Source organism: Pectobacterium carotovorum, assembly GCF_033898505.1.
In the GTDB taxonomy this organism is placed as follows: Bacteria; Pseudomonadota; Gammaproteobacteria; order Enterobacterales; family Enterobacteriaceae; genus Pectobacterium; species Pectobacterium carotovorum_J.
Genome location: NZ_JAXAFK010000006.1, coordinates 47,274 through 71,409, shown reverse-complemented (window position 1 = coordinate 71,409; position 24,136 = coordinate 47,274). Strand labels below are relative to the sequence as shown.

The following is a 24,136-nucleotide window of genomic DNA, read 5'->3' as shown; positions in this document are numbered from 1 at the left end:
TTTATTTTTTCAAGCAGGCAGGGAAATCCGCAGGCAATTCGCAGGCAGGGCAGTTGATGACCTCGTTGTTGTTCTCGCCACAGTCGCGGATAAACGTAATAGTGGCGAATTCATCGATGACTTCGGTGGGGTACGCGGGGCCCGCTTCGCGATGGGCTTCCATTTCAGCAATATGTTCGTTCTGGAAGCACACCGTTTTCTCTGGATTATTGATGATCCAACGCGGGAAGAAGATCGTGCCGTGAAAGAGCTTATCGGCAATGTTAACAATCAGGCTGACGTCCGTTCCCGTTGGCTCTGTCCATGAAATCTTATACACCTCGCGGGCAACCTGCACGATATACACCAGTTGATCCTTCACCCAACGATTCCCCACGATACCGCTATGAATACGGTAGTCTATCGTGTTGGCATTTTTGACATACAGCTCGTAATTCCAACCATTATCATAGGTATATACCAGGTGTTTACCTACAAAATGGCTCAGATCGTGTTGATTAAATGACGGCATGATGGCTCTCCCTAAATAGGTGAATTCACTCTAGAGCTTTATTAATTCGATGAATAACGCTATTTTTCAGGGAAAACCATTCGATATTTGGATGTATTAAAGATGCTGGCAAAGACGACGCTGGAACAGTGGGAAATCCTTCAGGCGGTTATTGATTTGGGCGGCTATACGCAAGCGGCAAATGCGCTTCATCGCAGCCAGTCTTCGGTCAGCTATCAGCTTTCTCTGCTGCAAGAGCGATTGGGCATCGCGCTACTCACCATCCACGGACGCAAAGCTGAGCTCACTCCAGAGGGTGAAAATCTGCTCGCGCAGGTGCGACCCGTAATACGTTCGTTTCATGCGCTGGAAGCCCGCGCCCATTCTCTGAAAATGGGTGAACAGACCAGCATCAACCTGGTGGTTGACAGCACCTTCCCCAAAGATCGCCTATTTCACCTGCTCAGCGCCTTTCAAAAACAGCATCCTGCCACCCGTATCCACCTAACCGAAGTGCTGCGTAATGAAACGCCGGAACAGTTGAAAGCACGCGAGGCGGATATTTATGTCATCACCTCGCGTGAACTTGACGGCATTGCCGGGCAATGGCTGATGAACGTTGATTTTGTTGCCGTCGCACACAGCCATCATCCACTTTTCTCACTCCCCACGCCGTTAAGCCATGAAGCACTGTCTCGCTACCCCTGCGTAGAGATTGTGACGCGCACGACGCCGCATACGCAGCCTTCCTCCGCCGAAAGCTGGACGTTCACCACGTTTGAAGCAGCCACACAGGCCGTTTTGCATCAGGTAGGCTACGGCTGGCTGCCGGAAGCACGAATTGCAGAACACATTACGCGGGGCGAATTACAAATACTGCCGTTACAGCAAGGGGAAAGGCGTACCACCCCACTCTATCTGTTAGCCGAAGAGAAAGGGCAGCCGCTCAGCAAAGAGATTCTGACACTCATCGCGCTACTGTTCGGCAGGCTCTGAGGTATGAGAGGCGTTTATCGATAATTTCGATGCTAAGGCCACACTACCGCCGTGAAAAAGCCAGACGCGCAGCGAATGCCAGAAAAAGAACACCTGTCGTTCGGTCCATCCATTTCACGACCGGGCCGCGACGCAGAAAGCGTGACAGTGGGCGCGTAGCAGCAATCAGCGTAGACGACCACACCGTGCCGATAACAACATGAATAAGCACGAGCAGGTACGTCCACAGCACCACTGAATGGCCAGCAGGAATAAATTGTGGCAGAAATGAAACGTAGAACACACCCACTTTCGGGTTTAATACGTTGCCCAACATGCCGCGGAGAAACCAGTTCTGATGTTTCGGTGCGTCTTGTGATGACGTCGCCATCACCATCTCTGTTCTGGGTTTCAGGATCATTTGCAGACCCAGCCAGCAGAGATACGCCGCCCCGCACCATTTCAGGATGTTATAGGCCAACTCCGAGGCTGCAATCAGCGTTCCCAGACCAAATGCCACCATCGCGCCCCAAATCAGGCAGCCCACTTGAATACCAAACGCGGCATGGAAGGCTTTTTTACTGCCTTCAACGGTCGCGGTGCGTAAAATCAACGCCGTGTCTAAACCCGGCGTCAGAGTCAGCAGCGTCGCCGCAAACGTAAAAGCAATCAGCGATTCGGTCAGGGTCACGGTATTCATTACTCCAGCAGGGAAAACCACAAAACACACCATCCTCATTGAGAATGATGCAAGTGAGCGGACACGCTATCTTATAGTAATCTCTACCTAATAGACGATAGGGCATGGCCATACAAGAGATCGGTTACCTATCCGACAGGCAATGATTCACGATACAGGTGTAACACCATGATAAAACGCTTCTTCCTCACATTCGCCTTATTGACGCTTTCCACATCGTCACTGGCGCAAGATACCCTGCCGGATGCAGTGAAGAGTATCGAAAAACAGGGCATTACGATCATCAAGCCGTTCACTGCACCCGGCGGCGTGCAAGGCTGGCTGGGTAGTTATCAAGGCGTAGGGGTGACCATCTACTTAACGCCGGACGGTAAGCACGCCATTTCGGGCTATATGTATGACGAACATGGTAACAACCTGAGTGAAACGCTGATTCAGCAGGAAGTGTATGTGCCTGCCGGTCGGGAAATGTGGCAGAAACTACAGCAGGCGCCGTTTATCACTGAAGGCTCGAAGGATGCGCCGCGTAAAATCATCGTCTTTGCTGACCCGTTCTGCCCGTACTGCAAACAGTTCTGGCAGCAGGCACAGCCGTGGGTAAAAGCAGGAAAAGTGCAGTTACAAACGCTGCTGGTCGGCGTCATCAAACCGGAAAGCGGACGTTATGCCGCGGCGATTCTTGCCGCCAGCGATCCAGCCAAAGCCTGGCATGAGTATGAACTGTCGAACGGCAAAACGGTGCCCCCGTTCCCCGAGGCTTCATCACGCGACATCTGGAATAACATTCAGCATAATCAGCGACTCATGGATGAATTAGGCGCCAACGTCACGCCTGCCATCTATTACCTGAATGATAAGAATGAATTACAGCAGGTCGTCGGGCTGCCAGATGCACAGCAGTTGGCGGAGATGATGGGGAAATAAACACAGGAGGGCATCTCCCTCCTGACGTTTCTCTTAGCGATGCGACCAGTACGCCATAAAGTTGATTGTCTCTTTATCGAGGTGCCGCTCGTCGAGCAGATAGCGGCGCAGCCGTTTGATGGCGGAAGACTCTCCCGCCGCCCACGCGTAAAACGGGCGATGTGCCGTTGCCCGTTCCCACAGTAGTTCGTCTTCTGGCGTCTCCTGCGCGATTTCATCTCGGTTGGTACAGGCGCTGGCCGGAATCTTCACGTCCTGTTGCACCGCAGCCAGCAGGCGCTCACCCCATACTGTGCTGCCGGTTTCCTCACGCGGCAGCCAGTGAATCTGTGCAAAAGGGAAGTTGCCCGATGTCACGCAGTCCGCTACTTTCGGCACTTCAAAAAAAGCCTGTACCGACGGCGGAGAAGACTGGGTAGCCAGTTGTTCAAGAATCCCCATCGCCGCTGGCAGCGCCGTTTCATCCGCAATCAGCAGTACCTGCTCAACGCCATCGTGCGGTACCCACTCATAGCCGCCGCTGTCGCCATCCGCTTCCGCATTGGGCGCGACAATCTGTAGCGTATCGCCCGGCTTAGCGTGATTCGCCCAGCTTGAGGCAGGCCCGGTATCACCGTGCAGCACAAAATCGATCGCCGTCTGCTGTGATTCCTGTGAGACGGAACGCAGCGTATAGGTACGCAAAATCGGGCGACGCTCACGCGGCAGCGCCAGATAGTCCTGATACCAGGTATCGCTCACGGCCATCGGCGTCAGTTCCCCGCTTTCACTGGCGAGCAGCAGCTTGATGCGCTGATCCGGCGCGTCCAGTTTCATCTGGCGCACTTCTGGGCCGGTGAACACACAGCGAGCTAATGAAGGTGAGAGTAACGTCTTACTCTCTAAGCGTAAGTTGAACAACCGATAGGCTGAAGACGTTGTACGGGTAGCTAAAGACATAGTGATAAAACCGTATGTTTTGTAAGGAAAAAATCAGTCAGCGGGATCAAACCCATTACCGCAACTTACCATAAACAAAACACTAACGATAATCATTATCACTATTCAAGTGAATGCCGTGATAAAAGCAGCATTTTCTTCATCTTGTGGCAGGAAACCAGGTTAACGAGCCACACTACATTGAGCGTTAACATCATTGGCATTTTTGGTTGATTTAGACCACCCGTTTTCTCACCCTAAATTCACAGCCATTAGCTTAGAACCTCAGAGTTTTTCGTTTAGAATGCAGTTCCCAGTGGTTTTTGACCGAAAAAGGATAAGTGATTCATGGATGAGCGGAAGTACTTGGTTCTAACCAGAAGCAAGCAAAGTGAATTCAAAAACACGACAAAAGCAGTCACTGATGTCACGCTATCAGGCGACAAAATGTGCGTCACTTTTCAGAATGGAAAACCTTTCACCTATAACAGAGAAAACGTCCTGTTTTTTGCTAACCCAGACGCTATCAACACTGAAGGTTCCATTGTTAGATTCAAAAAAGAATCAATGAGAGAATGGGATGAAGTATTAACTTTTGATAACCAGTATCTCGTTTTCTTCAACAATGGATATAGCAAAGCCTTCCCCATCGATGACGTAGAAATAATACCCAATATCGCGCACAGGAAAGAGACAAAACACCTTATCAGCTATTATCGTCATATCGCCAAATTTTTAAAAGACTCGGAGCTGTCTGAATCAGCACACTATTATTATGAAAATAAGCTCAACCGTATAAGAGACGACTCCGTGCTGAGTCGCTATATTAGCCCCTCTCAGTTACCAACAGAACATTGCTCATTACCCCTTTTCCCTTTTGGGATAAACCCATCACAGCGTGAAGCCGTTATTAAGGGGCTAACATCAAAAATAAGTCTTATTCAAGGTCCACCCGGAACAGGAAAAACACAGACTATACTCAATATGATTGCCAATCTGGTCTGTCAAAATAAGACGATTGCTGTAGTTTCAGGGAACAATGAGGCAACAAAAAATATTTATGATAAATTAGAAGAAAAAGGCTTCCCGTTTATCTCAGCCAGTCTTGGCAGCAAAGAATTACAGGATGAATTTTTCGCCAAGGAAAATAATATCCCCGATCTTTCTCATTGGGCGCTTTCTGAAAATGACCTGATAAAAAACAGAGAGATTATTGCCAACACGGACACATTGATTTCCGAGCTACTTGAGCTAAAAAATGAGCAAGCCAAAGTTCAGGAACTAATCAGTAGGCTTGAGATCGAAAGCAAATATTTTGATAATTATTTCTCTATTGATCCAATAAACCCATCTAAATGGTCTTTTGGCAACCGTTGGTCAACACCCAATCTGATGAGATTTATGGCTGAGGTGGAGCACTTCTCAGAAAAAGAAACGCTGCCGTGGTCACGAAAGTTTACCTGGCTATTAAAATATGGAATTTACAAATTCAAGGATCTCAAAGTCCTTTCTGGTGAATTGTTCAAAGGACTCATCTCTGAGTATTATCGAAGAAGAAAACAAGAGCTTGCAGAAAAAAAACGGACAATAGATAAAAAATTAAGGCAACACAATTTCGATGAACAGCTAAAGCAGTATACTCATTGTTCGATGGCACTATTCAGGCACCACATTTTCTCAACCCATCACCACATGGATCGCGTTGAATTCACTTATAGATCTTATAAAAATCATTTCGCCGACTTTGTTAAGCGGTTTCCTGTTGTCCTGAGCACAACCGATTCCATCATTAACAATAAGGGTGATAATGAGCTCTTTGACTATATCATTGTTGATGAGGCATCACAGGTAAACCTGCTCACAGGCATATTAGCTATGGCGTGTGCCAAAAATATGATTGTCGTCGGTGATTTAAAGCAAATCCCCCATATTCCAAACAAGTCGCTCATCGCCGCTCAGCCTGATATTGACACGCAATTTGATATCCATACCAATTATAGTTATCGAACAGAAAGCCTCTTGTCGTCTGTAAACAAGGTGTTCGCTAAGGAAGCCCCCTCCACGCTGCTCAAAGAGCACTATCGTTGCCACCCTCGGATCATCGACTTCTGTAATCAGAAATATTACAACGGCCAGCTTGTCATCATGACGCATTCAGACACTGAGCCATTTAAGATTTTCAAAACAACGCCAGGCAATCACACCCGCAAAGCACCTGGCGGCAAAAGCCAAGTCAACTCTCGTGAGTTGGACGTAATTAAACAAGAAGTACTTGAAGCCGATTTAGCCAATGTAGGTCCAGAAAAAATCGGTATCGTTACGCCTTATCGCGCACAGGTTGAAAAAGCTAACGGTCTTATTGATAGAAAAAAGATAAAAATAGATACCGCACACAAGTTTCAAGGACGTGAAAAAGACATCATCATATATAGCCCAACCGCGAACTGGGCAGATACATTTAATGACAGTCCGAATTTAATTAATGTCGCCGTATCGCGAGCAAAAGAAAAATTCATTATGGTAATGTCAGCCAGTTTATTCAAACAGCAAGGTACGAATATTGGTGATTTAATACGGCACATAGAATACCAATCTATGTCACCTAATATCTTTGAAAGTAAAATCGCTTCAATATTCGACTGTTTGTATAGCGAGTTTGCACCTGTTTTACAAGAACTTAAAAGCAAGATGAAAGTTATATCTCAGTTTGATTCTGAAAATCTAATGGCTACGCTTTTGGAAAAAATCCTTGCTGATAAGATGTTTACTTCATTCATGTACAAACATAATTATACGTTAGGATTGCTGATAAAGGATTTCAGCATACTCACTGAGGCTGAGCAGCAATTTTCCCAGAATCCGAATAGCCATATAGATTTTCTGATCTGCAACAAGCTGGATAAACTCCCTGTACTTGCAATAGAAGTCGATGGCCACCGAACCCACGCCCTCGATCCTAAACAATTAGCGCGGGACGCGAAGAAAAACAGTATTCTATTTAAGTTAGGAATCCCATTATTGCGTTTTCCAACAACAGGAAGCGAGGAAGAGAAAAAAATTCGCAAAGCACTAGAAGAGATTATCACTTTCATACCAGAATCTGATACAGAACAACATGAGTCGGTGTGTTAATGCCGGATGAGAACAATGGGTTTGCTCTGGGACATCAAAATAAGAAGAGAGTGGCTCAGATAGATTTTTTCCCTATGAGGCCAGCGTCATCTCTGGCCCCATACAGGCTTTTCACTGCGAGAGTGATTTAATCATCGCATCGTCACAAACTCTTCCGACGCGGTCGGGTGGATAGCGACAGTGTTGTCGAAGTCTTTCTTGGTCGCGCCCATTTTGACGGCAACCGCGAAGCCTTGCAGCATCTCATCCATACCAAAACCGATGCCGTGGATGCCGACGATTTTTTCCTCTTTACCTACGCAGACCAGCTTCATACGGCACGGCTGGCGGTGCTGCGTGACAGCGGTGTACATCGCGGTGAAAGCAGATTTATACACTTTTACCTGATCGTCACCGTACTGCTCACGCGCCTGCGGTTCGGTCAGCCCGACAGTACCAATCGGCGGGTGGCTGAAGACGACGGTTGGAATATTGCTGTAGTCCAGATGCTCGTCCGGCTTGTTGTTAAACAGACGTTCGGACAAACGACGCCCCGCCGCGACGGCAACCGGCGTAAGCTCAACGGCACCGGTGTTATCGCCAACAGCGTAAATACCGGGGACGTTGGTGTTCTGGAATTTATCGACGTTGATGTAGCCTTTGTCGTTCAGCTCTACACCCGTGACGCTCAGGTTCAGGTTATCCGTCGCCGGTTCGCGACCGATCGCCCAAATCAGGCAGTCGACGGTTTGTGACTGACCGTTTTCCAACTCCAGCGTCAGGCTGCCATCGGCATTCTTCACAATCGCTTTCGGGATTGATTCGGTATGCAGCGTCGGCCCTTCGGTGTTCATCACTTCCACCAGCGTATCGACAATCAGCGGATCAAAGCTGCGCAGCGGCGCGTGTTTGCGTACAAACAGGTGGGTTTCAGACCCCAGCCCGTTCAGCACGCCAGCAATTTCCACCGCGATATAGCCTGCACCGACAATCGCGGTACGCTTCGGCAACGCATCCAGCTCAAAGAAACCGTCGGAATCGATACCGTACTCCGCACCGGGAATAGCAGGGTGAACCGGACGACCGCCCGTCGCAATCAGGATATGGTCAGCCGTAATTTTTTCGCCGTTCACTTCCACCGTGTGCGCATCGACAAAGCGGGCAAAACCGTGGATAACATCGACCTTATTCTTGCCCAGCACGTTATCGTATGACTGGTGGATACGATCGATGTAGGCGCTACGGTTCTTGACCAACGTGCCCCAGTTGAACTGGTTCACCGTAGTATCGAATCCGTAATCCGGCCCGTACTGATGGATCGCTTCGGCAATCTGCGCCGCATGCCACATCACTTTCTTCGGCACACAGCCGACGTTGACGCAGGTGCCGCCCAGATATTTTGCTTCGATCAACGCACATTTTTTTCCATACATCGCCGCGCGGTTGATAGACGCAATACCGCCGCTGCCGCCGCCAATAGCAAGGTAGTCATAGTGTTTGGTCATCAGTGTATCCATGCTTAAGTGAATAAAATTTGCCTAGAGTGTAACGCCAGAGCCATACGCCTCATAAAGGTTATGCCTATGGTTGCGATAGGAAAAACTGACCGTGTTTCCCACCACCGCCATGCGCATTACTCCGGTACGATTTGCTCCACCAGCGTATGTCCGGTGCCTTCCGGTACCAGCACGCTATGCAGCCACGGCAGCACGCTCTTCATCTGCGCTGCCAGCTTCCACGGCGGGTTAATCACAATCATGCCCGACGCCGTCATGCCGTAGCGATCGCTGTCCGGCAGCACCGCCAGCTCAATTTGCAGGATATTGCGAATACCCGTGGCTTCCAGCTCTTTCAGCATACGTTTGATGTGCTGACGCAGCACCACCGGATACCACAGCGCAAAGACGCCGGTAGCAAAACGTTTATGCCCTTCCTGAATGCCTTTCACCACGGCCTGATAGTCCGTTTTCAACTCATACGGCGGGTCGATCAGCATGAAACCGCGGCGGGAAAGCGGCGGCAGTTGGGATTTCAATTGCTGGTAGCCATCGTCACGCAGCACTTTGGCGCGCGAATCTTTCTGAAACTCATTGCGCAGCAGCGGGAAATCGCTGGGGTGCAGCTCGGTCAAATGGAGCTTGTCCTGCTCGCGCAGCAGCTGGCGCGCAATCAGCGGGGAACCGGGGTAATAGCGCAACTGGCCATTGTGGTTATAGGTATGCACGGCCTGCATGTAAGGTTCGAGTTCAGCCGGAATATCGTCACGCTGCCAGATTTTCGCGATGCCATCCAGATACTCGCCTGTGCGCTCGGCGTGTTCGCCGCTAAGCTGATAGCGACCGGCACCCGCGTGGGTATCCAGATACAGGAAAGGTTTTTCTTTCTCTTTCAGGGCAGTGATGATCAGGCTCTGAACGGTGTGTTTCAGCACGTCGGCGTGATTGCCGGCATGGAAACTGTGGCGGTAACTTAACATGCTTGCTTTCCGGTGAAGTTTTTATAAATAACGTCGATTAGCTGACAGTATAACCGTCTGCGGCGGAAAATATCCCCTCAATACCGAAACAACGCAGCCCCCTGCGAACCGCCCCGCAAACCCGCCATTTTTATCTTATTAAATCAGTAAATTGTGAAACATGGCCGTTTTTCATTCGATTGAAAGCTACCGATATTCAGGCACATAAAGTACGATCGCACGCTAACCATGATGGAATTGGACGTTATTCTGATGGAACCTGAATATCAGCGCTGGCTGATGGCGCTTTCCGCCCCGATGGTCGCACTCAATATCAAGTACGGTGCCCGCTTCTGCGAGCCGACCTTTTATGAGCCCGGTGAACCCATCAGTCTGAGCAACAGCTGGGGCATTACGTCCCGCGAAGGCCTGATCTCAATGATTAACGATATGACAGACGGCGGCCATGCCGAGCGTCTGGCGTATTACTATCACCTTTGGCACCACCTGACGGCATCCGAATGGCAGCAGCATTGCGCCAATCAATCTGAAGAAGCGCAGGGTGTACTCACACTGGTGAGCGAAACGGCCGCGCTATGCGGTGAAGGCGGGATCCGCGCCTGGGATTTGGGCCGCATGAGTTTTCTGAGCCGCATCGGATTACTCAACGGCTGGATTAGCGAAAAAGAGAACTTGTGGATTCACACCCGGCTGGCCGACAGGGCGCGTTACTATTACCGCAGTTGGGATAATTATTACGCCGCGTTCTTAATCGGCCGCACCTACTGGCTTTCCTCGGATGAGGAAGACCCGGAATTCCAGCGCTACGTTTTCAGCAACTGTAGCCAGATTCCTGACTACATTGACCAGATCGGCACGCTCTATACCCACCCGGACTGCCCGATTCATGACCTCGACTGGGATGTTGATCCGATAGAAATGGATAAGCCCGAGTCCTTACCAGAAGCGGAAATATAATGGACACACTGTGCTGGGAGCGATTAGGCATTGAGCCGACGCAGGATCTGGATGTTATCCGTCAGGCTTATCGTCAGAAAATACCGCAGTTTCACCCGGAAACCGACCCCGAGGGCTTTAAGCAGCTGCGCGATGCGTACGATACCGCCTGCAAGCTGGCGAAAAACCCCATGCCGTCGGGTGATGAAGAACACGCCGCCGCAGAATCGCATGACGCGTCCCCGACAACCGAGCATGCCGATCCCCAGGCAGAAGCGCTGGTTAACGCGTTTGATCGGCTGCTAAGCAATCCGGCCGAGCGCGTCGTTCCGCTGTATTGGGAACATTATATTCAGCTACTGAACCAACACGCTTTCGATGTGATCGATCACATTCGCTGGCCGCTGCTCCAGCGCCTGATGAGCGAGTCTTGCATCTCCATCCGCTGTGTCCGCACGCTGGCCGAACGCCTGCGTTGGCAGCAGCGGCAGGGTGAGCTGTCTGGCGACGGGGTGGAAGATGTCCGTCACTTCCTCGACTCGCTCGACTACGACGATCTCTTCGATTTTTCCCTGTTGTCGCACCTGAGTCTACCCGCACAGCTAGAAACCATCTTCTATTTCCAGCAGGCTAACGGAACGTACTGGAACCGTCCGGCATTTATGCTGGGCACGCTGCTGCGCAATCCGACCGCGATTTATTGGCCTGACAGCCCGGCGCTGATGCAAAAACTGGCGCGCTGGCACAGCCATGCCGGTGTTCCTAACGCCATACTGCGCGATTACTGTCTGCAACAGTTGGACACAACACCGAACGATGCGGAATGGCTTGCGCTCAGCGCCAGCCTCTGTTCACTGGCCGGAGAAGACGAACAGGCGTTCACGCTGTGGCTGACGCTTTATCAGCACACTCATCATGCACAGGCGGAACACTGGCTGATCGACTGGTGTAAACAGCACCAGCCGGATGCCCTTCCTTTACTGATTCAGTCGTTCAACACTACGCCAGCGCCGGATCTGACAGGGTTAGCGCTGGACGATCCGCGCCAGCGTTTCTTTATTTCACAGCACAACACCCAGATGCTGATACGCTGGGGAGAAGCGCTGAAGCTGCCGCTGTCGCCTGTGGCGGAAAGCTATGCCCGCTGGAAGCTCGGCAAGCAGGAGCTGCGGGATATCTACCGACACCTGCTGCTGCACAGTGGGGATACCATTCAGGATCGCCTGTATTGGCACGCCAGCATGTTAACCGTGGGTAATGAGCGCCTGTTACAGGATATTCTGGCGCAGCCGTTGCCCGATGAACCGCTGTATGCGTTGATCTTACAGGGGTTACAGTTTCAGGCGTCGCAGCGCCTATCCTGGCTGGACACCTCCGGCGCAATCCACACCTTCACGGAATGGCTGTATTCGCCGTCAGAAGAGGCGTTGCCCAGCGTGTTCACTAACCAGAAATCCTCCGCCTGGCTGCAAGCGCAAACCTGGCTGCGGCAATGGCGTCCACTGTCGCTGAATCAGTTGAATAAGCTGTATAGCAGCGGCATACATACGGAAGAAATCGACCCGATCAATGATTGTCTGGTCGAGCTGTCAGCACGCTACAAGTGCGATGCGTCTCTGGCGCCGCAAGGGGTAGAGACGCCGCAGGATCTCAGCGTCAGAGAGGAACTGAGACAGGCGATTCTGATCGCATTAATGATGACCGATCCAACATCCTGTCTGGATTTACCGCGCCAGTCGGTGCTGCCTGAACTGGCCTTAACCCACCCAGCACATTCACTCTCTCGACGCTTCCGCAAGGCAGAATGCCGCAATGGCGATGCGGTTACACCGCTGAAAAAGCAGTTGGATCTCACCGAGCCGCTGCACTATCACTGCTGGATGAACTTCCCTATCTCTATTGAGGAATATCTCAGCAGCGGCGAGATTTACAGCGAGTCTGCGGCGAGCCATTTTTATCTTACCGATGAACACTGGCAATCGGAGTTGGCAGCGTCACCCATCATTTACCAGATCTTTTTTCACGCGTTCTATGCCCTTGTGGGAGAGGAAGAGCAGGCCGAACAACACCTTGAGCGGCTGGCCACGCTCCCCATAGAAACGGAACAGGAAGAAGCAATCCGCACCGCCTTTACCGAAGGGTCGGACGAGCTGGACAAACAGCTAAAACAGCTCTCCGATGACAAGCGGGTCACCCTCATCGGCAAGCTGATTCAAAGCTGTGCAAAAGATGACTCGTTCCTGTTTGATAACAGCGATCAGGGGTTTTTAGCCGAGCATGTGTCCTACCCACACGAAGACGTCACGCTGAGGCTGGTCGCAAAAATCCTGCTGCAATGCGCCGATCGGCGCGAACGCCTGTTCAAAGCATCACAGGCTAAAAAGAGCTACTGGTGGCAGTTCTGGCGCACGAATGCTCGCATTGGCCGTCTTGGTTTCCTGATGCAGGGCGGGTTGGGAAGTTATTTTCTCTATCGCGCGAGTGACTGGATCGGGTCGCCGCCGGCATATATTGAAGGGCTGCTGATGGTGCTTATCGTGATCAATCTGCTGATTGCTGCACGTCGACGCTATAACGATATCGGTTCCAGTACGCCGTGGGTGATGAGTGTCTTTAGCGTACTCATCCCGATATTTCTGCTGCTCCCTCTGTTGGCGCCAAGTATTAACCGCTGGAACCAATTCGGGCCGCCACCGGCTGGCAAGAAAACCGGAACCGACACCACGCCTATCTGACGAAAATAATTCAGGCGGCGTAGCAATGACACGCATGCATATACCCAATAGATTTCGAGTTGCAGGACGGCGGCAAACGCAGGACAAATTAGTCGGGAACGAATTTGACCAGCCAAAGGCTGGCCTCCGGTGAGAGACAGGATGTCTCTCATTTCATCCCCAGGAGCTTACTCAAGTAAGTGACTGGGGTGAGTAAGTGAAGCCAACACACCTGCAGCTTGAAAGATGACGGGTATATTTAACGAGAGACTTCATCCAGATACTGCTCAATACGCTGCCGCGTTTCGTCAATTGCCGGTGCATATTGCCCCGCCAGCGCCTGTTCAAAATCACGTAGCCAGAAGCCGATCTGCTGCCGCTCTTCCAGACGCGTCTGCGCCCAGGCTTTTTCCAGCCGTGCCAGCAGGTTGCGGTTCATCAGATTATCTCTGGGGTGAATTTTCAGCGCTTGCAGCTTCTGATGACTTTTCTGCTGCTGCTCAGCACTTAGCCCCGTCGGGCTGCGATCGATCACTTTCGTGAAATTATCGCCGCTGTCCGGCAGGTTAACATCCACTTCCAGCAGTCCATTGATGTCATAACTGAAACGCACCTCAATAGATTGCTTATACGTTTTCGCTTTTATCGGCATGGTGAATTCATCGATAAACACGTTGTTATCGACGTAAGGGCTTTCTCCCTGATAGATCGCAATGCAGATGTTGTCCTGTCCGGGAGACCCCGTGGAAAACGTCTCCACCCGCGAGGTCGGCACCACCGTATTGCGCTCCAGTATCGGGGAAAACAGGCCATTTTGCTTATCGTTGGCAGTCTTAATCCCGAGGGTATACGGACAAACGTCCGTCAGGATCACTTCTTCGATATCCTGCTCGCGTAGCCGGCAAGCGGCCTGTACCGCCGCACCTTTGGCGACAACGGTATCGGCATCCAGATGCTGATAAGGTAATTTGCCAAACAGTCTGACCACCAGTTTCTGGATAATCGACATCTTTGATGCCCCGCCGACCAGTACCACATGGTCTAACTGCTCAGGCTTCAGGCGAGCATCGTGCAGCGCCTGCTCTATCGGCGCACGGATACGGTTCATCAACGGCAGCCACGCCGCTTCGATTTCTTCATCATCCAACACAATACGCCAGTCTTCCTCGCGCCAGTGCCACACCAGCTCATTCGATTGAGCAGGAAAGCCGGACTGACATTTCAGCGCTTCAGCCTGACTGTAAAGACGTGCCAGATCCGTCGCTGGAATCACCGCATCCTCAAGCTTCCACGCTTTCAGACAGCTTTTTACCATCGCCTGCGTGAAATCTTCTCCCCCCAGATAGTTGTCACCCGCCGAGCTGTGTACCTCGATCAGCGGAAACGCATATTCCAACACGCTGACGTCGAAGGTGCCGCCGCCCAGGTCAAAAACCAGCGTACGCCCCAGCTCCTGCGTGTGTAAGCCATAAGCCATAGAGGCGGCGGTAGGTTCATTGATTAAGCGAACGGCATTGAGATCCGCCAATTCCGCCGCAAAACGCGTCTGCTTGCGCTGTTCATCGCTGAAGTAAGCGGGTACGGAGATCACCACATCCTTGATGGGGTACCCGAGATAACTTTCCGCATCGGCTTTGAGTGATTTCAACACCATGGCCGACAGTTCGGCGGGAGAGAACGTTTTGTCCCCGAGTCTGAAGGTTTTCTTGCTTCCCATATAGCGCTTAAACAGCGACGCCGACAGATGCGGATGCGTCGTTAAACGGGAAATCGCGGGTTTGCCCACCAGAATACTGCCGTCATCATCAATGCTGACGGCTGAGGGAGTGAAGCTGTCATTTAGCGCATTCGGTATCAGGCGTGCCTCGCCATTTTGCCAAACGCTAATCAGGCTGTTTGTCGTGCCCAGATCGATACCTATTGCCGGAGAAGCGTCTTGCGGGTGCATCATGCTGTTATTCCTTGTTAACCATTCCGTATTCCCAGAGTGCCCATCAGGCGCAGACCCCTCGCCCGTTCAGGAGGCAGGGCAACAGTATATACGTCTTGTTCAAGAAAAGACCGCGCCCGACGGATTCAGGAATATTTTTCACCAGATCTGGTGAGTGATAAATAAGCGTTATATCATTAAGTATATAACGGTCATTCACGGAGCATTATCATGGGAAACCATTTTGAGCGGGGCGTCCTCGCTGGGCTGAGATCCGCCAGCCCAAAATCCACCAACGACATCCATCCTTACTGCTACGATTATCGGCGCGGCTATATCTGCGGCTATGCTCACAATCTGGCGGAAACCAAAGGCGACCGTCAGCAGGCCGCCTTCGAAGCAGGGTTGTTGTCACGCCGCTACGGGCTGGAACGGGAGAGAATCGCAGAATTCTTTACTGAGCAGGGCAACCCTTATGCGATTCGATTTTTTTATGCAGGCTATGATGCCCACACGGCAAGCTAACTGATGCCGACTAGCGGCGCACTTCTCGTAAATCAAAGCTAATGGGGATCGTGATAGCGAGCTGCGCGTTATCCCCAATCACCTCTGCTGGCGGAGCCGGAAGCGGCTGGGCGCGCTGCGGTAAGGCGACAGACTCCTTATCCAGCGGCATCACCCCGCTGCTGCTGGCTAACGAGACGGCCAGCACCTTCCCCGCCCGATCCAACGTCACGCGAATCTGGGCAACGCCCTGCAATCGCTGCCGTACCGCCTGCGCCGGATAACGCTTATAGCGGCTCAGGTGCGCCAGCAGCTGGCTGCTCCAGTCCGCAACGCCTTTACGCATTTGCGCGGCATCGCTGTTATACGGCGCAGCAACTTGCTGACTGCTACCCGGCAGCGGTGCGCTGGTCAAAGGTGCGGGTGGTTTTTCCGACGGTGCAACCTCTTCCTGCGGCGTCGTCTCCTGCACCGGCTTTTCCCTTTTTTTCTGCACTTTTTTCTGCGGCTGCGGCTTTTCCTTTTGCGCCGCCGTAATAACTGGCTTCGGTGCAGGCGCGAGCGGTGGCGCATCCTGCGTCATTTTTTCCGGTTGAGCCGTTGCTTCCTGCGGCGTGGACAGCGTCTGCTGCGGGCCGACAGGCGCATCCTGAGGGCTGGGAGTCGATTGCACGCTATCCGCCACCATTAACATCATGGCGGGCGGCGGCGCTTCGATGGAGGAATCAAGCGCATGGTAGCTAATCCAGACAATCAGCCCCGCATGTAGCGCCAACGCCAGCAGCGAACCGCTCCCCCAACGAACCGTCGTGGCGGGCCGAATCGTATTGTATTTCAGCGTCTGTGCAGCCATTAGCCTACCGCCCCGCGCCGTGGAGACAGGGGAAACAGGCTCAATGAATGGGGTTCCGGGAAGATCATCATGCGTTCTTCATCACATCGTTAGGCATAAAAAAGCAACTGATAATGGTAGGTCGCTTAGTCATGAGGATCGGGCAGAAAAAAAGTGAAAACAGCATAAATAGTAATGTTATTAGATTTTGACAGGATATTTTATCGCGCAGCAATCTGAACCCAGTAGCGAGAGAAATAACGCACCTGTACAGGGAGCGCCTCCACCAGCGCCGCTAAAATATTATCGGTATCCGACAGCGGGAAGACGCCGGAAAGCCGCAGGCTCTCAACCTCTGGCTGGCAACGAATCACGCCGCTGCGATAGCGGCTCAGTTCATCAACAAAATCCACCAGACGCTGATTATCCGCCAACAGCTGTCCTTTCACCCACGCGGGCTCAGCCTTCGCCGCCTCTATCTGGCCGCAGCGTTGCGTAGTGAACGTCGCGGTCTGCCCGCTTTTCACCACTTGTACATCCTGACCGTTCTGCTGCGGATGAAGTCTCACCGCGCCGTCATACACCGCCACCTGAGTATGTTCATCCTGCACTCGCAGACTGAAGCGCGTACCCAGCGCCTGCACTTTTCCCTGTGCCGTCGTCACAATGAAAGGACGTGGATACAACGCGGCCTTCTCTGCCTGACCGGTTTCGATCATGACTTCACCGCGAATCAGCGTGAGCTGGCGTAGATCGTCGCCATAGGCCACATTCAGCGCCGTCTGCGTATTCAGCAGCAGCGTCGTGCCATCGTCCAATACCGCATGGCGCTGTTCACCGACCTGCGTCTGGTAATCCGCCGTCAGCGACTGCCAGAGGTCGGTGCGCGATCCGGCGACGCCAGCGCCTCCGGTCAGACAGAGGATCGCCAGCGCTTTGAGTACGCTGCGGCGCTGCATACCATTAAGCGTCGACAGGCTCTGATGCGCCGCCCGCGCGTTAAGCTGACCCAGATTGGCACACACGGATTCAATATGCTGCCACGCCTGTTCGTTATCCGGCGAGGCTTCCCGCCAACGCTGCCACTCGCGACGATCCTGTTCCGTAACGCTGTCGGACATCAGCTGTGTCAGCCACACGACCGCTTCACGCGCGCTGTCTGGCTGAATCGGCTGACCCTGTCTGTCACGATAAAAAGTGCGATCGTTCATAGCGGCAACGCAAAGAAACACTGGAGGTTGGCGCGTTGCAGATACTGTTTCACCGAACTGCTGGAAACCCGTAAACGTTCGGCGATCTCGCTGTAGCGCATGCCGTGGAGGTGCGCCAGCAGAAATGCTTCCCTGACTGGCGCTGGCAGGCCGTCCAACGCGGCATCAAGCTGTTCAAGAATTTCGAGGGTAAGAAGACGCGTTTCCGGGGATGGCATACAGGCATCCGGCTGCGTGCTCAACACATCCAGATAGGCATCTTCAATCTTTTTACGGCGGTAATGATTGGCGACCAGACGGCGGGCCACAGTGACCAGAAACGGGCGCGGCTGGCGAATCGTGAGCAGCTCCGGGTTCATCAGCACGCTAAGGAACGTGTCCTGTGCCAGATCTTCCGCGTGCTGGGCACAGTCCAATTTATGACGCAGCCAGTTATACAACCAGCGGTGGTGATCGAAATAGAGCTGCTGGGCAAAGTCATTAACGCTGGCCGTCGCTTTCCTCACCATCGAACTTTACCCCAGAGCGCTATTTAAACATAAGAATGATAATCGTTCTTATTTATGTTTTTTCCTTCTGACTGTCAAGTTCCGAAACGAAAATTATTCAAATTTGCTGAATTTGCATTACGCCCATGCAACATCATTCGCTAACGGGGCGGAATCCTCTCCGCCCCACGCGACATGATTAGAAGCGCTGTAACACGCTGATTTTTACGTTACGTCCCACACCGGACACAGATTCGCCCAGGTACGGGTAGTAATCGGTATTCAGCAGGTTATCGACCGTCACACGTGCTTCAAATCCTTTTATCGCCTGCGGCTGCCAGCTGGCGAACAGGCCATGCAGCACGTATCCCTTGCTCTTCGGCAACGCCCAAATATCGGCCTGTGGATCGCCATCGGCAGGTGAACGATCCTGCTTACGCACAAAATCGCCCGTCCAGCCTACGGCCATATCCAGACTTGGGATTTTGGTGCCCAGCGTGGCGTGTGCTGTCGTCGGTGGAATCTCGGCGATCCAGGTTTTATTGCCCCACGGATTACGCGGTGACGCATCGCGCTCGCCGCGAATTGAGGAGAAGGACAGGCTGCCAAACAGCCAGCGGCTGTCGTAGAAGGATTCAATCTCTACCCCTTCAATCGTATAGCCCGGCAGATTACGGTAGTTAGAGAGCGGCTGCCCACAAGATGATGACGTACCGCTCTGCGTCTGCGCTTCACACAAGATACCGCGACGGTAGAAAATTTCGTTTTTCCCGCGGTTACGGAACAGCGTGGTGCGGATTTGCAGACTGTCTTCTTCCAGCATCAGGTTGTTGAAGTCCAGAATCGCGCCCAGACGAAATGCTTTGATGCTTTCCACTTGCAGATTACGGCTGGTTCCCGGCACGCTGGACGCGGCAGACTGCACTTCATACTGTTCATCGACGACAGGCGCGCGCCAGGTACGGCTGGCATCGGCAAACAGCGACAGATTGTCCGTCGCCTTCCACAACGCCCCAATGCGCGGCGACCAGCCGGTGTAGGTCACGCTGCTGTAGTCATGCCCTGCCGCCGGAATGCTGCTGTTATAACGTGGTGCCGCGTTAGGTTTCCCCGTGTTCGTCACGTGGTCATAACGTACGCCCGGCGTGATCGTCACACTACCCAGCGTCACCGCATCCTGTACATACAGGCTGCGGGTTTCCTGTTCCCCTGCCGGCATATAGTAAGGCTGGAAATAGCCGTAGTTATACTCGGCGTTATTCTTACCAGATGGATAGTAGATCAGCGTGTCGCGCTTATGCTGATGCCAGCGCATACCCACCAGCAGCTTATGATCGAGCGGGCCAGTAGTGAACAGACTTTCATTACTGACCTCCGCAAGCTGATCCTTGTAGCTCACCCAGCTTTCGTTCCCCAGCGATCCCAGATAGCTACTCTGTGAAGCTGAATCAGGGCGTCGGTCATGCTGTTCGGTTTTTGAGGTGGCAAATGACGCCGTAAGGTTCAGCCACGGCTGATCCTCCGGTGCAATATTCCATTTCAGCGAGTAGTTCTTATCCACCTGATCGCGGTAAACCAGCTTACGCCGCCAGGCTTCTTCCCAGCCGTAACGAGTAATTTCCGCCTGTGTGGGCGCCGCCATGTCGTCACGCTTAGCGGCAAACGGCTGCCAGCCGTCAGATTCGGAGCGCATGGCAGAGAGCGTCAACGTCTGAGCGTCCGTCAGATAGATGTTGGTCTTCAGTAAGTAGGACGCCATGTCGCTGGTCGAGTAGACAAAGCGTGTACCGTCAGGGCGTTCGATGTTGTCGCCATCGCGCTTGCTCATATAGAGCAGGCCGTCAGCCATTCCCTCTTCCGTGCGGCCATACAGCGCGCCGCTGTAGATATTCTGCCGATCGTTGGTGTGATAACTGTATTTGACCATCCCGCCGAAATTTTCCCCCGGCAGCAGCAGATCGCTGGCGTCTTTGGTATCAACATGAATGGTGCCGCCGAAGCCACCGTTGCCGCTACGAATATCATGCGGCCCTTTATCGACGTCGATACGCTTAATCAGCTCAGGTTCAATAAATACCGAACCCTGACGGTATTTCTCAAAGCCTTTCGGCGCGCCGTCCAACACGACTTTGACGTCTTCCATGTCGCCCATGCCCCAGATGTTCAGGCTTTGGCCCCCTGGACGGGGAGATCCCGCCATCGACACGCCGGGGAGTTTATCGAGCAGGCTGGCAATATTATCGGCCTGCACGCGATCAACATCGGCCTGACGCAACACGGAGCGTCCGGCGGCGGCGCTGTCCGAGGTGCCGCCAACGACCGAAAGCGTCGGGATCATCAGGCTACCATCGCTCCCCTCGGCGGCAAGCGCGGATTCCAGCCGATAGCCCGTAGCCGTCTGTACCGCACTCAGTCCTGTTCCCGCCAGTGCGGCGGCAAAGGCTTCCTGAACGGTGTAGGTTCCCTGCACACTCCCGCTGGTTTTATTCTGTGTTTGATCGGGAGAAAACGTGAGAATGACATTGGCGCGGCTGGCAACGGCCTGCAACGTGGTTCCTAGCGGCCCAGCGGGGATAGAAAACGTCACTGTCGGCGCCGCGACAGCTGTCGTCGTTTCCGCCGCCAGCGCCGAGCTGACCGTTCCGGCACTCAAGATCAATACGCCAGACAGTGCTAACTGCACCGCCCGCGTTACCGCCAAGGTAGGTTTATGCGCGATGCACCCACCCTTATGATTGTTTATCGCCATTGTCATTCCCCTGAAATATTGAAAAAAAAGACACATCAGGTAGGTCACGCGAAAAACAAAATCGGGCAGGAAAAGTACAAAAATTTTCAGGAAAACCTCTTCAACGCGACGTGAGCAGCCGTGTTCAGGCACTCAATGGAGCTCCTCCACGACCGCAAAACGCACCTTCGGCCACGAACGGCAACCCCTCCACCATTGATTTTCACGGCGCTTGACCCCATCTTAGTCAGTAATCCGCAGTAGATATCCGCCTTGCCGTATTTTTCTCTTCAACGGATTGCCCGCAGCAGCCAGTCTGGAACGGCAAAACGAAGAATCGATCGGCAACGAGATCACCCACAATTATCAGGACGGCACCATGACGAATCCATTACTGACCTCATTTACCCTGCCCCCGTTCTCCAGCATCAAAACGGAAGATATTGTCCCTGCGGTGCAATCCGCACTGGATGAATGCCGCGAGACGGTAGAACGCGTGGTGGCGCAAGCGGGGCCGTTTACATGGGATAATCTGTGCCAACCGCTGGCAGACAGCGACGATCGCCTTGGCCGCATCTTCTCCCCTGTCAGCCACCTGAACGCCGTGAAGAACAGCCCGGAGCTGCGTGGCGCTTACGAACAGTGCTTACCGCTGCTGTCCGAGCACAGCACCTGGGTCGGCCAACATGCCGGTCTGTATCAGGCTTACCGCAGCCTGCGCGACGGCGAACATTACGCTGCGCTGAGCGTAGCGCAGAAGAAATCCGTGGATAACGCGCTACGCGATTTTGAACTGTCCGGTATCGGCCTGTCGCCGGAAAAACAGAAACGCTACGGCGAAATTTCCGCCCGCCTGTCCGAACTTGGCTCGCAGTACAGCAACAACGTGCTGGATGCCACAATGGGCTGGAGCAAGCTGATTACCGACGTCGCTGAACTGGATGGCATGCCGGAAAGCGCCCTAGCGGCAGCCAAAGCGCAGGCTGAAGCCAAAGAGCAGGATGGCTGGCTGCTGACGCTGGATATCCCGAGCTACCTGCCGGTGATGACCTACTGTACCAATCAGGCGCTGCGTGAAGAGATGTACCGCGCCTACGGCACCCGCGCGTCCGATCAGGGGCCGAACGCAGGTAAATGGGACAACAGCGAGGTGATGGCGGAAGAGCTGGCGCTGCGTCACGAGCTGGCACAGCTGCTGGGCTTCGATAGCTATGCGCACAAGTCGCTGGCGACCAAAATGGCGGAAAACCCGCAGCAGGTGCTCGATTTCCTGACCGATCTGGCGAAACGCGCCCGTCCACAGGCTGAAGAAGAACTCGCGCAGCTGCGCGCCTTCGCCAAAGAACACTACGGTGTGGATGAATTACAGGCCTGGGATATCACCTACTACAGCGAGCAGCAAAAGCAGCACCTGTATTCCATCAGCGATGAACAGCTTCGTCCGTACTTCCCGGAAAACCGCGCGGTGAACGGCCTGTTCGAAGTCGTTAAGCGCATCTATGGCATCACGGCCAAAGAGCGTAAAGACGTGGATGTCTGGCATCCGGATGTCCGTTTCTTCGACCTGTTCGATGAAAGCGGTGAACTGCGCGGCAGTTTCTACCTCGATCTGTACGCCCGCGAACACAAACGCGGCGGTGCCTGGATGGACGACTGCGCGGGTAAACTGCGTAAGGGCAACGGCGAACTGCAAAAACCGGTCGCCTATCTGGTCTGCAACTTCAACCGCCCAGTCAACGGTAAACCAGCCCTGTTCACGCACGACGAAGTCACTACGTTGTTCCACGAATTCGGTCACGGCCTGCACCACATGCTGACCCAGATCGATACCGCCGGTGTCGCGGGTATCAACGGCGTACCGTGGGATGCGGTCGAACTGCCGAGTCAGTTCATGGAAAACTGGTGCTGGGAACCTGAAGCACTGGCCTTTATCTCCGGCCACCACGAAACCGGTGAACCGCTGCCGCAGGAGTTGCTGGATAAAATGCTGGAAGCGAAGAACTATCAGGCCGCGCTGTTCATTCTGCGTCAGCTGGAATTCGGCCTGTTCGATTTCCGTCTGCACGCCGAGTTTGACCCCGCGAAAGGCGCACAGATTCTGCCGACGCTGGCCGAAATCAAAGCGCAGGTGGCCGTGGTGCCAAGCCCAAGCTGGGGCCGCTTCCCGCATGCGTTCAGCCACATCTTTGCGGGTGGCTATGCCGCAGGCTACTACAGCTATCTGTGGGCCGACGTGCTGGCGGCGGATGCTTACTCTCGCTTCGAGGAAGAAGGCATCTTCAACCGCGAAACCGGCCAGTCATTCCTGGATAACATCCTGACGCGCGGCGGTTCCGAAGAGCCAATGGAGCTGTTCAAACGTTTCCGTGGCCGCGAACCGCAGTTGGATGCCATGCTCGCGCATTACGGCATCAAAGGATGAGCATCTGCTTAATCGCAGAAGAAGGCGCCGACAGTGGCGCCTTATCTTCTCTGGCCGCACGCTGGGGGCTGGTTTCCGATCCCGATGCGGTGATGGCGCTGGTGCTGACTGCGGAGCGTCTGGAATTGCGCAAGCAGGATGAGCCGAAGCTCGGCGCTATCTTCGTCGATTTCGTCGCCGGAACCATGGCGCATCGTCGTCGCTTTGGCGGCGGACGCGGCGAGGCTGTCGCTAAAGCCGTGGGGATCAAAAAAGATTACCTGCCGGATGTCGTGGATGCGACAGCTGGGCTGGGGCGCGACGCCTTTGTGCTGGCGGCATTAGGCTGTCGGGTACGCATGGTGGAGCGCAATCCGGTGGTTGCGGCACTGCTGGACGACGGGTTGCAGCGTGGCTATCGGGACGCAGAAATTGGCCCGTGGCTACAAGAGCGGCTGACGCTGCTGCACGCGTCGAGCATGACCGCACTACGCGATATCACGCCGCCGCCGGATGTGGTTTATCTCGATCCGATGTTCCCGCATAAACAAAAGAGCGCGCTGGTGAAGAAAGAGATGCGCGTGTTTCAGTCGCTGGTTGGCGCAGATGACGACGCCGACGCGCTGCTGGAGCCCGCACGCGCGCTGGCAAAAAAACGCGTCGTGGTAAAACGACCAGACTATGCGCCGCCGCTGGCGGGCGTACCGGCACAATCCATGCTGGAAACCAAAAGCCACCGCTTCGATTTCTATCTCCCCGCTTAATCCCTCGCCGCTGTGCCGCTACACGCGTCAGCGG

18 protein-coding genes are annotated in these 24,136 nt (G+C 53.4%); 8 read left to right on the top strand and 10 right to left on the bottom strand.

What is annotated here, in order from left to right:
- Nucleotide 1 precedes the first annotated feature (1 nt).
- Nucleotides 2-511: a phenolic acid decarboxylase gene (locus tag R9X49_RS20010; RefSeq protein ID WP_413775901.1), complete on the bottom strand. Its 510-nt coding sequence runs from the start codon at nucleotides 509-511 to the stop codon at nucleotides 2-4.
- 102 nt (nucleotides 512-613) lie between these two features.
- Here R9X49_RS20010 and R9X49_RS20005 point away from each other — a divergent pair, with 102 nt between their 5' ends.
- Nucleotides 614-1,486 carry a LysR family transcriptional regulator gene (locus R9X49_RS20005; RefSeq protein ID WP_319850042.1) on the top strand — a complete coding sequence of 291 codons (873 nt, stop codon included), beginning with the start codon at nucleotides 614-616 and terminating at the stop codon, nucleotides 1,484-1,486.
- 43 nt (nucleotides 1,487-1,529) lie between these two features.
- Here the strand turns inward: R9X49_RS20005 and R9X49_RS20000 are convergent, their stop codons facing one another.
- Entirely contained in the window at nucleotides 1,530-2,156 is a 627-nt protein-coding gene (locus tag R9X49_RS20000; RefSeq protein ID WP_319850193.1) for a LysE family translocator, read from the bottom strand.
- A 177-nt stretch (nucleotides 2,157-2,333) separates the two neighbouring features.
- On the opposite strand from R9X49_RS20000, the gene dsbG reads away from it, so the two are divergent.
- Nucleotides 2,334-3,089: a thiol:disulfide interchange protein DsbG gene (dsbG, locus tag R9X49_RS19995; RefSeq protein ID WP_319850041.1), complete on the top strand. Its 756-nt coding sequence runs from the start codon at nucleotides 2,334-2,336 to the stop codon at nucleotides 3,087-3,089.
- Between the two features lie 33 nt (nucleotides 3,090-3,122).
- Here the strand turns inward: dsbG and R9X49_RS19990 are convergent, their stop codons facing one another.
- The gene (locus R9X49_RS19990; RefSeq protein WP_319850039.1) at nucleotides 3,123-4,028 is read right to left on the bottom strand and encodes a siderophore-interacting protein; all 906 of its coding nucleotides are present in this window, start codon (nucleotides 4,026-4,028) and stop codon (nucleotides 3,123-3,125) included.
- Nucleotides 4,029-4,355: 327 nt separating this feature from the next.
- Here R9X49_RS19990 and R9X49_RS19985 point away from each other — a divergent pair, with 327 nt between their 5' ends.
- Complete coding sequence (locus tag R9X49_RS19985) at nucleotides 4,356-7,139, top strand: AAA domain-containing protein (RefSeq protein ID WP_319850038.1); 2,784 nt, start codon at nucleotides 4,356-4,358, stop codon at nucleotides 7,137-7,139.
- A gap of 131 nt (nucleotides 7,140-7,270) precedes the next feature.
- Here the strand turns inward: R9X49_RS19985 and gorA are convergent, their stop codons facing one another.
- Together gorA and R9X49_RS19975 are read right to left on the bottom strand one after the other, a co-directional pair.
- The gene (gorA, locus tag R9X49_RS19980) at nucleotides 7,271-8,623 is read right to left on the bottom strand and encodes a glutathione-disulfide reductase (RefSeq protein ID WP_319850037.1); all 1,353 of its coding nucleotides are present in this window, start codon (nucleotides 8,621-8,623) and stop codon (nucleotides 7,271-7,273) included.
- A 128-nt stretch (nucleotides 8,624-8,751) separates the two neighbouring features.
- A complete protein-coding gene (locus R9X49_RS19975) occupies nucleotides 8,752-9,594 on the bottom strand; it encodes a 23S rRNA (adenine(2030)-N(6))-methyltransferase RlmJ (protein WP_225086278.1) in 843 nt (280 codons plus the stop codon).
- A 228-nt stretch (nucleotides 9,595-9,822) separates the two neighbouring features.
- Here R9X49_RS19975 and R9X49_RS19970 point away from each other — a divergent pair, with 228 nt between their 5' ends.
- Nucleotides 9,823-10,551 carry a DUF1266 domain-containing protein gene (locus R9X49_RS19970; protein ID WP_319850036.1) on the top strand — a complete coding sequence of 243 codons (729 nt, stop codon included), beginning with the start codon at nucleotides 9,823-9,825 and terminating at the stop codon, nucleotides 10,549-10,551.
- Nucleotides 10,551-13,265, top strand: coding sequence for a J domain-containing protein (locus R9X49_RS19965; protein WP_319850035.1), 2,715 nt, complete (start codon nucleotides 10,551-10,553; stop codon nucleotides 13,263-13,265). The genes R9X49_RS19970 and R9X49_RS19965 overlap by 1 nt, the downstream gene beginning before the upstream one ends.
- 238 nt (nucleotides 13,266-13,503) lie before the next feature.
- Here the strand turns inward: R9X49_RS19965 and R9X49_RS19960 are convergent, their stop codons facing one another.
- On the bottom strand, nucleotides 13,504-15,195 hold the full coding sequence (locus tag R9X49_RS19960; RefSeq protein WP_319850034.1) for a molecular chaperone HscC: 1,692 nt from the start codon (nucleotides 15,193-15,195) through the stop codon (nucleotides 13,504-13,506).
- Nucleotides 15,196-15,405: 210 nt separating this feature from the next.
- On the opposite strand from R9X49_RS19960, the gene R9X49_RS19955 reads away from it, so the two are divergent.
- On the top strand, nucleotides 15,406-15,699 hold the full coding sequence (locus R9X49_RS19955; RefSeq protein WP_205558863.1) for a DUF2623 family protein: 294 nt from the start codon (nucleotides 15,406-15,408) through the stop codon (nucleotides 15,697-15,699).
- A 10-nt stretch (nucleotides 15,700-15,709) separates the two neighbouring features.
- On the opposite strand, the gene R9X49_RS19950 is transcribed toward R9X49_RS19955, so the two are convergent.
- From R9X49_RS19950 to R9X49_RS19935, 4 genes are all read right to left on the bottom strand, one after another.
- Nucleotides 15,710-16,531, bottom strand: a complete 822-nt coding sequence (locus tag R9X49_RS19950) for an energy transducer TonB (protein ID WP_319850033.1) — start codon at nucleotides 16,529-16,531, stop codon at nucleotides 15,710-15,712.
- 200 nt (nucleotides 16,532-16,731) lie between these two features.
- Nucleotides 16,732-17,721 (bottom strand): FecR domain-containing protein, encoded by a 990-nt coding sequence (locus R9X49_RS19945; protein ID WP_319850032.1) that lies wholly within the window; start codon nucleotides 17,719-17,721, stop codon nucleotides 16,732-16,734.
- The gene (locus R9X49_RS19940) at nucleotides 17,718-18,230 is read right to left on the bottom strand and encodes a sigma-70 family RNA polymerase sigma factor (protein ID WP_319850031.1); all 513 of its coding nucleotides are present in this window, start codon (nucleotides 18,228-18,230) and stop codon (nucleotides 17,718-17,720) included. The genes R9X49_RS19945 and R9X49_RS19940 overlap by 4 nt, the downstream gene beginning before the upstream one ends.
- Before the next feature lie 178 nt (nucleotides 18,231-18,408).
- Complete coding sequence (locus tag R9X49_RS19935; RefSeq protein WP_319850030.1) at nucleotides 18,409-20,958, bottom strand: TonB-dependent receptor; 2,550 nt, start codon at nucleotides 20,956-20,958, stop codon at nucleotides 18,409-18,411.
- Nucleotides 20,959-21,316: 358 nt separating this feature from the next.
- Here R9X49_RS19935 and prlC point away from each other — a divergent pair, with 358 nt between their 5' ends.
- Nucleotides 21,317-23,359 carry an oligopeptidase A gene (gene prlC, locus R9X49_RS19930; protein ID WP_319850029.1) on the top strand — a complete coding sequence of 681 codons (2,043 nt, stop codon included), beginning with the start codon at nucleotides 21,317-21,319 and terminating at the stop codon, nucleotides 23,357-23,359.
- Complete coding sequence (gene rsmJ / locus R9X49_RS19925; protein ID WP_319850028.1) at nucleotides 23,356-24,102, top strand: 16S rRNA (guanine(1516)-N(2))-methyltransferase RsmJ; 747 nt, start codon at nucleotides 23,356-23,358, stop codon at nucleotides 24,100-24,102. Before prlC ends, rsmJ begins: the two co-directional genes overlap by 4 nt.
- Nucleotides 24,103-24,136: the final 34 nt, after the last annotated feature.

Coding starts and splice junctions, on each gene's coding strand:
- R9X49_RS19940 (WP_319850031.1), bottom strand. CDS start 18,230: ATGGTGAGGAAAGCGACGGCCAGCGTTAATGACTTTGCCCAGCAGCTC.
- R9X49_RS19935 (WP_319850030.1), bottom strand. CDS start 20,958: ATGGCGATAAACAATCATAAGGGTGGGTGCATCGCGCATAAACCTACC.
- R9X49_RS19955 (WP_205558863.1), top strand. CDS start 15,406: ATGGGAAACCATTTTGAGCGGGGCGTCCTCGCTGGGCTGAGATCCGCC.
- R9X49_RS20005 (WP_319850042.1), top strand. CDS start 614: ATGCTGGCAAAGACGACGCTGGAACAGTGGGAAATCCTTCAGGCGGTT.
- R9X49_RS19960 (WP_319850034.1), bottom strand. CDS start 15,195: ATGATGCACCCGCAAGACGCTTCTCCGGCAATAGGTATCGATCTGGGC.
- dsbG (WP_319850041.1), top strand. CDS start 2,334: ATGATAAAACGCTTCTTCCTCACATTCGCCTTATTGACGCTTTCCACA.
- R9X49_RS19945 (WP_319850032.1), bottom strand. CDS start 17,721: ATGAACGATCGCACTTTTTATCGTGACAGACAGGGTCAGCCGATTCAG.
- rsmJ (WP_319850028.1), top strand. CDS start 23,356: ATGAGCATCTGCTTAATCGCAGAAGAAGGCGCCGACAGTGGCGCCTTA.
- gorA (WP_319850037.1), bottom strand. CDS start 8,623: ATGACCAAACACTATGACTACCTTGCTATTGGCGGCGGCAGCGGCGGT.
- R9X49_RS19985 (WP_319850038.1), top strand. CDS start 4,356: ATGGATGAGCGGAAGTACTTGGTTCTAACCAGAAGCAAGCAAAGTGAA.
- R9X49_RS19965 (WP_319850035.1), top strand. CDS start 10,551: ATGGACACACTGTGCTGGGAGCGATTAGGCATTGAGCCGACGCAGGAT.
- prlC (WP_319850029.1), top strand. CDS start 21,317: ATGACGAATCCATTACTGACCTCATTTACCCTGCCCCCGTTCTCCAGC.
- R9X49_RS19975 (WP_225086278.1), bottom strand. CDS start 9,594: ATGTTAAGTTACCGCCACAGTTTCCATGCCGGCAATCACGCCGACGTG.
- R9X49_RS19950 (WP_319850033.1), bottom strand. CDS start 16,531: ATGGCTGCACAGACGCTGAAATACAATACGATTCGGCCCGCCACGACG.
- R9X49_RS20010 (WP_413775901.1), bottom strand. CDS start 511: ATGCCGTCATTTAATCAACACGATCTGAGCCATTTTGTAGGTAAACAC.
- R9X49_RS19970 (WP_319850036.1), top strand. CDS start 9,823: ATGATGGAATTGGACGTTATTCTGATGGAACCTGAATATCAGCGCTGG.
- R9X49_RS19990 (WP_319850039.1), bottom strand. CDS start 4,028: ATGTCTTTAGCTACCCGTACAACGTCTTCAGCCTATCGGTTGTTCAAC.